This window comes from Chitinophaga sp. 9-1-y, assembly GCF_059511905.2.
Genome location: NZ_CM197955.1, coordinates 674,523 through 687,942, shown reverse-complemented (window position 1 = coordinate 687,942; position 13,420 = coordinate 674,523). Strand labels below are relative to the sequence as shown.

7 protein-coding genes are annotated in these 13,420 nt (G+C 44.0%); 2 read left to right on the top strand and 5 right to left on the bottom strand.

The annotated features are described in order from the left end of the window. Positions 1–5 precede the first annotated feature (5 nt). Complete coding sequence (locus tag AC5ZC7_RS02815) at positions 6–4,163, top strand: RHS repeat-associated core domain-containing protein (RefSeq protein WP_496159677.1); 4,158 nt, start codon at positions 6–8, stop codon at positions 4,161–4,163. A gap of 27 nt (positions 4,164–4,190) precedes the next feature. Next, entirely contained in the window at positions 4,191–4,643 is a 453-nt protein-coding gene (locus AC5ZC7_RS02810; protein WP_496159678.1) for a hypothetical protein, read from the top strand. A gap of 860 nt (positions 4,644–5,503) precedes the next feature. Here AC5ZC7_RS02810 and AC5ZC7_RS02805 read toward each other — a convergent pair. The 5 genes from AC5ZC7_RS02805 to AC5ZC7_RS02785 are packed head-to-tail and all read right to left on the bottom strand — an operon-like array spanning position 5,504 to position 13,378. Then, positions 5,504–6,433, bottom strand: a complete 930-nt coding sequence (locus AC5ZC7_RS02805) for a DUF5007 domain-containing protein (protein ID WP_496159679.1) — start codon at positions 6,431–6,433, stop codon at positions 5,504–5,506. Positions 6,434–6,450: 17 nt separating this feature from the next. Continuing rightward, a complete protein-coding gene (locus AC5ZC7_RS02800) occupies positions 6,451–7,122 on the bottom strand; it encodes a fasciclin domain-containing protein (RefSeq protein ID WP_511911353.1) in 672 nt (223 codons plus the stop codon). Between the two features lie 7 nt (positions 7,123–7,129). After that, the gene (locus AC5ZC7_RS02795) at positions 7,130–8,593 is read right to left on the bottom strand and encodes a RagB/SusD family nutrient uptake outer membrane protein (RefSeq protein ID WP_496159681.1); all 1,464 of its coding nucleotides are present in this window, start codon (positions 8,591–8,593) and stop codon (positions 7,130–7,132) included. A gap of 4 nt (positions 8,594–8,597) precedes the next feature. Then, a complete protein-coding gene (locus tag AC5ZC7_RS02790; RefSeq protein ID WP_496159682.1) occupies positions 8,598–12,137 on the bottom strand; it encodes a SusC/RagA family TonB-linked outer membrane protein in 3,540 nt (1,179 codons plus the stop codon). 50 nt (positions 12,138–12,187) lie between these two features. Next, positions 12,188–13,378 carry a FecR domain-containing protein gene (locus tag AC5ZC7_RS02785; protein ID WP_496159683.1) on the bottom strand — a complete coding sequence of 397 codons (1,191 nt, stop codon included), beginning with the start codon at positions 13,376–13,378 and terminating at the stop codon, positions 12,188–12,190. Positions 13,379–13,420 lie beyond the last annotated feature (42 nt).

Below are 13,420 nucleotides of genomic sequence, written 5' to 3'. Positions count from 1 at the left end.
TTCTGATGGCCTACATAAGAATAAAGAATAAACCGTTAACGCCTCCACCACCGATTGATCCAAAACCGGTGGCCAAACATTTTGATATTGTCCTCGGACTCGATTTTCACATGCTGAAAGTGCCATGGCCGTTCACGCCTTGCCCCATCACGCCTTTCGCTGCATTGATCTTTGATCCGATGGATTACATTCATATCACCCTCCCCGCTATACCGGTGTATACCCCCGGTAAAGGATTTGAGATTGCGCGGAATGTACCCATGGGTGGTACCGTATATTTCAACGGCATGCATAAAGGCGTTGCCCAGGGCGCCCTCTGGGGGATGCCGTCCGTTCCTCCCTTCATGGGGAAATTCAAAGGACTGGGTAAAGTGGTCAGCAAATTAAATCTCCTGCATTCAGTTATTCCACATCCATTATTCCTGTTGCCCAAGTTCTTTCATCCGCATGAAGGCCAGCTATCGCACGGCAGTAAAACGGTGCTCAGCCAGGGGATGTATCAGAGTACGTGGTTATGCAGGGCTTATTCCTGCCAGGATATTGGAAAAATCCTGATGAATAACCCGATTGGAGGTTTCTATCTTAACTTCCTGACCGCCGTGATGGTGGTATTGCCAATTGGGAAACCAGTATTGATAGGAGGTCCCAAAGAAGAACAACAGCTGAAACTATCGGATCTGATGAACGCCCTGTTCTTTTTAGGGCTCGTACACGGATTGAAGTTTTCGTTGAAAATGCTGGGTAAACTGTTGACCAAAGTATTGGCAAAAATAGAATCCCGTTTCCCTAAATTCAACAAGTTCAGGGCAGCCGTACAGCCATCCATCTGTAAGTATTTGGGAGAACCGGTAGATGCCGCCAGCGGTCATATGGCCAGTTACCTGGAGGGCTTTAGTTTGCCCGGGCCGATTCCTTTTGTATGGGAAGCCAATTACTACAGCGACAGCCACTATGATGGTCCGCTGGGGAAAAACATCTATCATAGTTACGATATCTCGCTGTTGATAAGTGAGGAAGACGAGGTAGTGGTGATGAATGATACCGCCGGCCGACCAGTGGTATTCCCTTTACTGGAGCGGGGAACCAGCTTTTACCATCCCAAAGAAAAATATGAACTGCATCGCACAACAGCGGGAGAATATTATGTAAGCGATAAAAACGCCTTACAATATCATTTTAACCGCCCTGCTTATAATGACCAGGGACATGGTCAGCTGCGTAGTATCACCAATCGTAACGGGTTTGCGATCCGGTTTTATTATAGCCACGAGGGGCTGTTAGAAAAGATCACAGACAGCGCTCACCGCGATATCCATATCCGTTATAACGGGGACCGCCTGATTACAGCCATACAGGTACCACATCCGGAATTGGGCGACAGGGGCATACTGGTGGAAATGATGCGTTATACCTACGATAACAAAGGTAACCTCAAAGAAATGTATAATGCAGAAGGGTATCATAATGCCTTTCAGTGGGCGGATCGCCATATTATCTCCCGCCGGTTTAACGACGGCACTACCTTTACATTTGATTACGACCGGCATCACCGTTGCATCGCAGCATTAGGCCCGGAAGGGTTATACAGTTACAGGTTTGAATACTTTGAAGGTTATACGGTAGCTACCAATAGCCTGCAACATAAAAAAACGTACTACCATACCAGTGGTATCGTCAACAAAATTGTGAATGGTTATGGCGCCACGCAACTATTCACCTATGATGAAGCAGATAACCTGGTAGCAGAAACCAATGAATTGGGTATTGCCACTACCTATGAATATGATGACCGTGGTAATATGACCAGCCTGCAACTACCGGGAAAGGGCGCCATGCGTATCACCTATAACCAGCAGCAACAGCCTGCTACCGTTACACAACCTAATGGAGGGGTATGGCAGTATGAATATGATGAAGTCGGTAACCTGGTACAGCGCATCAATCCGCTGGGAGCAGCCACGAAGTTTGAATACACGGACGGCCTGCAAAGCAGGATCATTAATCCGCTGGGAGCGGTTACCCATCTGCAATATAACACGCAGCTACTGCTGAGTGATGCCACTTTACCGAATAACAACAGGATCAAATACAACTACGACCTCCTGGGGCGGCTGACAACGATTACAGACCCTGCCGGCGCAGTTTTCCAACGGGAATACAACCTGCTCGGCAACCCGGTACAGGAAAAAGACAGTAGCGGTAATATCGTTAACCTGCAATACGACAGCATGGGTAATACCATTGCTGTCAGGAACCGGCATCAGTCGGTCGCCTTTCGTTACAATTTCTTCGGAGATGTGGTAGAGCGACGGCAAGGCAATACCGCCATTCAACTCGGCTATGATAAAGAAGGGCAATTAGTGCATATCATTAATGAACACCGGGAAATCTATAGTTTTGAACTGGATGAAGAAGGGAATGTCGTTACCGAAAAAGGATTTGACGGACTAACGCGTCAGTATATACGTAATGCAGGTGGACAAGTAATGCGCACCATTCTGCCCGATGGTAGCCAGCAGGCTTATGAATATACGGCAGCCGGGCAGGTGGAAACAGTATACTACGAGAAAGATGGCAGCGGGGAAACCTTTGGCTATAATACGATGGGGCAACTCATCAGTGCACAGAACAGCCATGCATCCGTACAGTTGCAACGGGATCTGTTGGGATTAGTTACACAGGAAACCAGCAATGAAACGGTACTCAACAGCGAATATAATCTGCTGGGGCAGCGCACCGCACTTAAAAGCAGTATGGGCGCCGCCCTGAATATGCAATATAGCAACACCATGAGCTGGCTGGAACAAATGGAGGCGAATGGTTGGCAGGCACAATTAAAATACAATAACCAGGGCCAGGTAACCGAACGGTCAATGACCGGTCGCGTGACCCAGCAAAATCAATACGATCTCTCAGGCCGGCTGGTAGACCAGGTAACCACCAAAGGCAGCAAACGGCTGCAACGGCGGTACTCCTGGGATGGTGACCGGTTGTCGGGTATCCACGACAGCACCACTGGCACGAAACAATTCAGGCATGATACCTATGGCAACCTGGCGGAGGTGATCTATGGTGATGGCAGCGTAGAATATCGCACACCCGATACCACAGGAAATTTGTTTGAAACCCCGGAGCAAAAAGACCGGACCTACGATAAAGGCGGCAGACTGCTGAAAAGTAAAAAAGCCACTTACAAATATGATCAGCTGGGCAACCTGGTACGTAAAGTATCACTTAGCGGCCGGGTATGGGAATACGAATGGAATCCCGCCGGTATGCTGTCAAGTGTATTGCGGCCGGACGGAGAGAAAGTGAGTTTTAAATATGATGCTTTAGGCAGGCGGATCGAGAAACGATATAAACATACCATCACCCGTTGGGTCTGGGATGGAAATAAGCCGCTGCACGAATGGAAAGAATTTGATGCCAGGGAAAGCAGTGCAGATGATTTGATCACCTGGGTGTTTAATGAAAATAATTTTTCGCCAACAGCCAAAATAAAAGGCGACAAAAAATATAGTATCGTTTCCGATCATTTAGGTACACCCATACAAGGATATGATGAAACCGGAGAGCTAATCTGGCAGCGGGAAATTGACAGCTGTGGAAATGTAAGGATGTTACATGGAGATGCCGGGTTTTGTAGTTACCTTTATCAGGGGCAGATTGCGGATGTAGAAACCGGATTATGCTATAATCGATTCAGATATTATGACAGTGAGGAGGGAAGGTATATATCGCAGGATCCTATTGGGCTAAATGGCGGAAGCAGATTGTATGGGTATGTGCACGATCCAAATGAATGGGTGGATATTCTGGGTCTAATCAAAAATCATTGTAAAGCCAAATGGGGTACCCATGATTATGCCAATGGCGGTGAAATGAAAGCCATTGATCACATTTGGAAAGAGCATTCATTTCATAGAGCACCAGCTGGGAAAAGTAAGTTTAGAGAAAATATAAACACAAAATCGAAAGTACGATCAATGGTTGATGAAGCTGTTAAACCAGAGAATTTAACCAGTACAGCAGCAGATGGAACTAAAACTTATGTTCACACGTTTGACCATAGCATTGGCACAGATCGATTTGGAAATTCAACAAATCAAATGATCGTTCACACTGATCCAAACGGATGGGTGAGATCAGCATATCCTTTATAATGTTATAAAACGAATAATGAATTAGCTATGAAGTTATTGTATAAAATAGACTTACAACATTACCAGGAAACCTGTAAGAAGAATATTTCGAATTATTCAGTGGCTACTTTGGGAGAGAATTTAATTTGGGGGGACGTTTTAATATTGGGAAACGAGAATGCTTATTTATCCTTCAGAGCAGATATAATTAAGTTTTCTTATGATTTGTACGATGTATTGAAAAAATTAAAGACAGACAAAGAATCCGTCCACCACTTATACAATATGTATGAGCTGTATGAGTTTGAAATAAAAATGGAGGCTGACAATGTGTTATTGAAGCTAGATAGAAAAAAGAAGGTTGCCTTTAATTACAAAGATTTTTACCAGGAAATTTATACGCTCAAGCAAGATATGATGAGTGATATAAAAGTTCTTTTTAAAGATTATCACAATATTAATAACATGGAAAAGTTGTTTTCTCTGTTATCAGAGAAATAGCATATGCTCGGAAGAAGATTGTTAGCAGCAATGCCGCATCCCGCGTATCTTGTTCTTTAAGCAAATTGGTTTAATTGACAACAACATAATTGGTCAGGTTTTTAGTCGTATTCAATGTTATTAGCCTTAATTAAGGTACTTTAAAAAAAACAATGAAAATTGTTTCTAAATAGTGAAAATAAATACCTTAAAATAAAAAAACATAAAGTTTGTGGGACCCGTTGCAGTCCCCTTTTTCATTTAAGCCGGTGCTGACCGACAGGCTTGCGATTAGGGATTAGCGTGGATACTTCATCTCCCGCCTGCCTGACATTCCAGTAAGCCTTGATTCGTTAATTGTAGGTATTGGTAGTGGCAATAATATTTTGACGTGCTACCAGTCCGGATATTGTGTTATGGTACAATGCTCCTAAGAACTGGGAGGGAAGTATGTTAATCATATGGAACCAGCAAGGGCAGGCCATTATATGTAAACGGCTAATGTCAGGCAACTTCGAGTTTCCTGCAGCTATAGCGCGTGAAATTTACATCATACGGATTATCAGGCATTCAAAAGCTGACTACACTGCTACCATTATACTACAACGATAAGTAGCACACCGATACAAAAGGATGACCCAATTATTAGGTCATCCTTTTGTATCGGTGTGTAATCAAAACAAATTGAGAGGCAAACGGGCTGGAGCTGTTGCAAAAGAATTAAGTATGGGTATTGATATGATTCGTTGAGCGGAAGTAGAAATACACTGTCCCGTGCTTCGTATATGAAATAAACCCGTAGAAATGCAGCGCTATTGCAAAGCTACGGGTTTACATATATTATAGAACTTATCTATATCTATTAGAACAGCATGGAATTGCTAATTATACTGTAGCTTAATTGTCACTTTCCAGATGCCTTCTTTAAGAATAGACATATCAAACCAGTAGTTGAAATAAGCGCCATTAGCATCCCCGTTATTATACATATCAATCCTTAGTACCTGCCCGGATACGAAAGGTAGCGGGAAGCCGGCTATCTCCAGCTCCAGGTGATCAGGGAATTCTGTATACTTCGTAGGATTATTCAAACCGAGGTTATGCCAATCCTTTAAGTCTGGTACGTCAGGGTTACTTGAATAATCATACCCGATTAATGTTTTCGGGTCAATCGGTGTGCCGTCTTTCTTCAGCACATACACCAGGATCTTATTGCCGGTGTTTGCCTGTCTGTCAAAGGTCACATCAATGCCCGTCAACTTACCGTCGACACCTGAGAACCTATAAGTATAAGGCAATGCATAGCTAACGTCGATAGTCAGTGCAGATTTAATAAGCCGTTCTCCGCCACTGTTCTTTACTTTTACGTCAATGATATACTTTCCTTTGGTTAAAATGGTAGTATCAGTAGCTTCCGGGTAGATAATGATATTTCCATTCTCCGGGTTGATATCAATGGCGGGGCGATTCACCTTTGTACGTTTCTTATTAATCTCCTCTACTGTTTTCTCCTTGCCGGTATATTCCGCTTGCCAAAAGTAGGTGTCTACTTTATAGCCCATCAATTGATCGGCAATTTTTCCATCTGCGTAGTGGATAGCATCAATCGTAAATTCCAGCGGTTTGGTGGATTCGTCTGCTACCATAGCTCCGGATTGGATAAGAGAGGCGCCTACTGATACCTTGATAGAAGGATTTGTATACTTGAGTGCCGGGCTTAAAAAGCCATCGTTGCTGTTTTTCGTACACGAAATCGTTAACAGCATGATAGCCAGCCATACGCCGTACTTTATATTCAATGATTTTTTCATGATACAAATGATTATGACTATCTGAAATATTTTTGTTTCAATCCTGCCGCGAAGCTTGAACCATTGGATAATACGTGTACAATGGCATTGGCCGTGATCAGGTTATGCGTCTGGATGCTGGCATCGTATGTTATGGTATCCCGTCCGGGTACTTTTAAATGTTCAAATACCATTCTATACGCCGATGTTTGCAGTGAGCTGGTGGCACTTGTACCTCCGTCTACGCCGCTAATAACCAGGGAGTCACCATTCAAGGCGGGGTAATATCGTTTTTTATCTTTCACAGCCTGCTCCAGGCTTACTTTAGCACCGGGTATAATAAATCTGCCAAGCAGAGCGGTCAGCGTATCTTTCCCTATATCGGAGAGCGCTTTCAGCGCCTGCCTATCATCCGGATTATAATTCATCTGCAACCGCATTACAGCTTTATTAGGCGCCGCAAAAAAGGTGATATTTTCCTGATTCACCAGCGCTTTGCTATTGGTCAGGTCAATGATCTTCACCAGCGAATCAAACATATGATTAGGTCTGCTGGCGAGAAAATCGTACACCGACATCTTTTTTTCTTCTTCGGATTGCTGGGAAAGGCCTCCATCGATATAATAGTTATTTTTCCGGCATGCTGAAAATATCAACATAGTAACTATTGGCAGAAGTGCCGCTTTTTTTAGTAAGATATTTTTCTTCATATAATAGTTATTTCCAGTAATCGTTCTGAGTGATCATAAAATTGCTTTTCGCGATAATGCTCTGATCTATCGGAAGCAGCCATGCACCTGTCTGATACCAATCCCCCGCTGTTATTTTGGAGTCTTTATCCAGCTTTCTTGTTCTCACCAGGTCAAAGAAATATTGTCCCTCCCCAATGAGTTCCTTCTTGCGTTCAAGTAGGATGGTATCCGACAGATTGCCACCGCCCTGATAAAGGGTAGTAAATGCCCTTGCTCTTACTTTATTCAGCAGTATAGCGGCTTCTCCGGCTCTGCCTACAGTTGGACTGGCCAATGCTTCTGCTCTCAGCAATAGGATATCAGCCAAACGAGTAATGATAATATTTGATTCATTGATATTCTGAGAGGCCGTATCTCCTTTCACCTGCAGCGTTTTGTATTTGCCCAGGAAGATGCGGTCACTGGCTACACCCTGCTGGTAGGTGGCGCGATCAAACCAGGTGAATAAGCGGGCATCACGAACGCCGGGAGGGAACATCGTATTCAACTGTGGCCTGGTGGGAGAAAGAATAAACTTGTCGGTACCGCCGCTACCATCCGATTGATCGTTATACCAAGGCCTGCCCAATGTTCTGCCATAAACCTTGTTTTTCTGTACCTCCCTTAAATTGGCATCAAAATTAAGTTCAAAAATGCCTTCATTGGATTTTCCTACAAAGATGCTGATGAGGTTCAAGGTATCTGTAATAAGACTGTACGGGCCTTTCGTGATCACGCTATCGCATAATTTTTCACAACCGGCGTAATCCTGTAACCATCCCAATACATGCGCTTTAATAGCCCATGCTGCTCCTTTGGTGGCCCTTACCGCCCTGTCTCCATCACCATAATCCAATGCCAAATCAGCAATAGCAATGTCCAGATCACTTTGAATCAGCTTAAATACATCTGCCTGTGGAGTTCTCGACAGATTATCTATATTCACGCTCTTTAAATTAACGGGTACATCTCCCCAGAAGCGAACCAGGTAAAAATAGGTGAGTGCCCTGATAAAGCTGGCCTCACCAATATGTCTCTTTTTGAGCGATTCATCGTAGTTCGCAATCGTGGGAATTTTTTCGAGGATCAGGTTACATTGCGCAATGACCGTATAAAATTGATTCCAGTTGCCACCTCCGTTATTTAGCAAAGCGGTGGCAGTATTGGTAGCAATAGGTGTTTCTGGTCGAACGTTGGAACTCTGGGAATAGCTGGAAAATACATCTGCACGCACATCTCCCATCAGAAAGATTTTATCAGGTATCACCACCCGCAGGTAAGAATAAGCGGCAGCTACTGCTTTTTCTACATCTGCCGGGGCAGTAATGGCGTTAGCTGCAGTAGGCATTTCAACCACTTCAGGATCCAGTATTTTTTTGCAGGAAAACAATAAGGCGCTACATACCAGCAGGAAGCACATTTTGTTTTTCCATTGAGTTATTATCTTCATAATCTTAAAATTCAAAGTTAAAGCCGCAGTTAAATTTGTAAGGAATGGGATACCCATTACCCAGATCGTAACCATAAGGATCCACATTCTCAGGATCTACACCGGTATACTTCGTAAGAATAAACACATTACTCATTCCACCATACACTCTCAATTTCCTGATATTAAAACGGTGTAACGCAGCGGGAGCAAAATCATAGCTCAGGTTTATATTATTTAAGCGTATAAAGCTTCCGTTTTCCAGGAAAAGATCAGTGTTGGTTTCGTAGTTACCAATAAAATCATAACTGGATGTACCATAGTACCTCCACGGATTAAGTACCGGGTATTTTGCATTGGTGTGCGTAGGTGTCCAGAAATCCAGGTCCGATACATCCAGCAGGTTTCTTTGTCCACCGGGGTAGTTTACGTTTTCACTGGCAGTCCAGCTTACACCTTTGATACGATCTGCTTTTACTTTATTAAATACTTTGTTACCAACAGAGTAGTTGAAAAAGAGATCTAACTGGAGAGTGGCATTGGATTTAAATTTATAGCTGAAAGAATGAGAAATACTTCCGGTAAATTTAGGATTAGGATCACCGCAATAGACCCGGTCGGAATTATCTATTACTCCAATTCTGCCGTCTCCGTTTACATCCAGTATCCTGATATCGCCGGCTCTATAGGGATCCTGTGAGGAAAATCCACTGGTATTAGGATAAAGTCGCTTACCGGTATATTTATTTACAGGAACAGATTCATCTGTTGGATATACCCCCAGGTACTTCATCAGGTAAAAGCCATTCAATGGGCGGCCAATCTCCAGATAAGGTTGTCCTACGGCGTAATCACTTCTGGAAACGCTTCTGCCGAAATCTGGCAGTTTGGTCAGCACATTGCGATTAATAGCGCCAATATACGTGACGGAATACTGAAAGCTTTTTCCGGGTCGTGTAAGATAAGCGGTAATGGCGGCTTCATATCCATGGTTGCGAACAGCCCCACTGTTGATATAACGGGATGTATATCCACTTGTGCCGTTTAAGGCATCGGGAAACAGAAAGCCATCTGTGTTTTTATTATAATAGTCGAGTGTCATGGTCAGTCGGCTATTGAAAAACTCAAGATCCAATCCAACTCCCTGGTCTCTGGTGGTTTGCCAGGTAAGATTGGGCAAGGCTATACCATTGCCCGCGCCGTAACTGGGTGCCAATAAAGGCACGCCATTATAGGTGGCATTATCTCCACTCTTGGTCTGATAGGCGCCTACTGCCAGGTAATTATCTTCATACTGGGTACCTGATTTACCTGTACTGGCCCTGATCTTTCCAAAATTCAGCCAGCGGCCAATATGATTACGTATAAATTTTTCCTCTGTAAACACCCATCCGGCAGACATAGATGGGAAATACCCCCACTGGTTGTCCTTGCCAAATTTGGAAGAGCCATCGGCACGTATTACCCCCTGGAGCAGGTATTTTTTGTCGTAGTTATAAGACAGCCTGGAATAGTAAGACAACAGCCCATACCTGACGTTATGTGTTTGCAGCGTAAGGTTAGACTGTGGATATCCCTGTATCACCTGTTGTGCGTCGCTGGGACCACCATAGGCGGAGCCGAATATATTGTTGTTCTCGCTGGTGTTGACAGTATTGCCCAACACTAGATCGAACGAGTTTTTAGACGGGAACGTGTGGTATAAACGCAGAAAATTTTCGCTTAGCAGATTCACTTTCTCCTGCGAATAATAAGAAGATGCTGCTTTTTGATCAGTTCTGGTGGCCGATGGTTCGAAGGAGCGGGTGCGATAAAACTCATAGTTACCAGAGGCTCTGGAGGTAAGGTTCAGGTAACTGGTAATGTCATAACTGACTTCCAGTTGAGCAAGTACCCGCCTGGTCAGGTCTATGTTAACGCCTTTCTTATAAGATTCCAGGAAGGAATCATAAAAGCCACTGCTGGGACCTGGCCGGAAAGAAGACGAAAAGTTGTTACCTACTACTGCTGCACTGTAAGTGTCGCCTCTTTTCTGACTGGCATCTGTCTGGCTCAAATTTGCCCGGCCGGTGATCGTCAGCCGGGAAGTAGGTTTAAAAACACCACTATACGTCAGTGAAAACCTGGTGAATCCTGAACCCAGTACGATACCTTTTTCGTTATAATAATCCACCCCTAACCGATAGCTGGCATTCTCCGTTGCTCCGCTGATACCCAGGTTAATATTCTTCAGATCTGCATCCCGAAAATAGAGCTTCTGCCAGTCGGTGGAATTATTATAAAAGCTATTCAGGCTATCACTCAGTTCAATAGGCATATCTGAATCGCCACCACCAACTTTGGATGATTTATACTGGTTAAAGAGCGCAATTTTAAAATCGCGTTCTGCTTTACCGCCGAGGGTTTTGCGTAATGATGGGTAATAACTTAATCCATATTGTGTATTTAAAGAGACAATGGGTTTTCCTATTTTGCCACGCTTGGTATTTATAATGATAACGCCATTGGCTCCCCTCGATCCATAGATCGCAGTAGCGGAGGCATCTTTCAATACGTCTACAGACTCTAGGTCAAAGGGACTGAAACCAGCCAGTACACTCGTGATAGCCTGACGTGGATCAGAAGGATTGAATACATCCTGTTCCAGTGGTACACCATCAATAATAAACAAAGGCGTGCTGACTACATTAGAGTTGGCGGAGTTGGAAAACGAAGCAAGCCCCCTTATCTGTATCATACTTCTTCCCCCAGGCATACCAGAGTTGTTTTGCACTACTAATCCTGGTGCCAACCCCTGGAGTAATCCTTCAATGGAACCGCTGGGTTTATTCTGCAACTGTGATCCTTTAATGCTTGAGATCGCGGCGGTAGTTTCTCTTCTCTTTTGCGTACCATATCCTACGGTTACATTTACTTCCTGAAGCTGGGAAGCAGAAGGCTGCAGCGTTATCAACAAATTCTGTAATGTATTTCTGACCAACTGATTACTAAATTGCTTACTGGCAACCGTTAGTCCCCCCTTGTTCAGGTGGAGCGTTAAAGCGTTAAAGCCGATGGAAGTGATCACGATGGTGGCATCTTCGGAAGCAACAGAAAGTGAAAACCTCCCGTTTTCATCTGCCGTTGCGCCCTGTTTGGATCCTTGAACAATAATATTGGCGCCAATAATTGGTTCATTATCCGTACTAACAATCCTGCCGGACAAGGTGGTAGCCACCGTCATCTTAGTATGCGATGCGAGTACCGTTACTATTCTGTCATTCACTTCATACGTAAATGACTGCCCTTTGAATACCTGGGCCAGGGCGTTCTCCAACGATTCGTCTTTAAGTTTTACGGTTACCGGCAGGGCATTTTTTGCATACCGGGCATCAAAAACAAAGGAGTAACCTGTTTGTGTTCTGATCGACTCGAGTACCTGCTCCAGCCTTGCATTACTTACTGTTAAAGTTACCTGCTGGGAAAAACCAATGGCAGATGTTGCCAGATAATGGAAGACAGCAAACATAATGCACCAGGCATAGCGCTTCCAATGGCCCATAGCATGGCCACGTTGAATTCTCATAACTGTAATTTTACTGGTGTGAAATGATAAATGGTTGATAAATCCGGATACTATTTTTCTACAAACAGTCTTCCATCACTTAGTTTAAATTTTAGGCCCGTTGTTTTCTCCATCGCGTTTAGTAGTTTTGGTAGTGGCGTACTCCGGGGTATTTGCCCGTATATTTTTTCTGCCGGAAGAGATGAGAAATCCACTTCAATATCATACCAGCGTTGTAGCTGATAAGCTACGATCCGCAAATCAGTATTGGAAAAATAAAACAGGTCGGACCGCCAGGAAACATCTTCCCTGGTATCAACAGCTTTTACCTGTAAGGAATCATTTTTGAGGATTGCCTGTTCCCCCGGTTTTAACAATCTTGTGGTACTGGCATTTCGAAGATCCAGCCTTATACTGCCCTCTGTCAATGTAGTTTTAATATATGCTTCATCCTTATATGCTTTCACATTAAAAGCGGTACCCAGTACCGAAATAGTTTGTTCGCCCGTCACCACCAGAAATGGCTTACGATCATCTTTGACAATATCGAAATAAGCTTCCCCGGTTAATTCCACTTTTCGCTCCCCGCCAGAAAACTGTATCGGGTAACGCACGGAAGATGCGGCATTTAACCAAACCTGGCTACCATCTGGCAATACCAATTTATACTGCATCTTTCTCGGTATAGTAAGTGTATTATACACGACTTCCTGTTTGGCTCCTGTTTCGGCATTCTGTGCATAGGTAAGTATCCCGTTGTTGTTGTTAACTACCCCGCCCCCTTTCGGCTCAAATACCTGCTTTGCTATTCCTTTATCCAGGGAAACCTGACTACCATCTGAGAGGGTCAGCGTTACACCGGATTTAAGCCTGGGAGAAGATACCACCTCTCCTATTTTTCCGTGATCAGCAACCCGGTGCGTGTCGACAAAAAAACGATATGACAGCAACGATAACAACATTGTCATACAGGCAGCAGCCCAGAGAAATACAGGCTTTATTCTATATATACCCGGACGCACACCAGGACTTTGTACCCCGTTCTTTTCATTGACCCGTTCCAGCAATGCGGCTGCTTCCTCAGCGGAAAAAAAGCATTCGTCCTTATCGGATTGCTCTACCAACTGCTCAAATAAATCATTATACAACAGCCTTGCAGCCGGAGCTGTCAGCAGTACAAACAGCTCCTGCCGCTCATCTTCATTGATTGTACCGTTAGCGGATTTCCCCAGTAAATAATTTAACCGGTGTATCTGTTGCATAATCTGGCTGCTTAAAAAAAAGAGTTTCTATATAAGAAGACA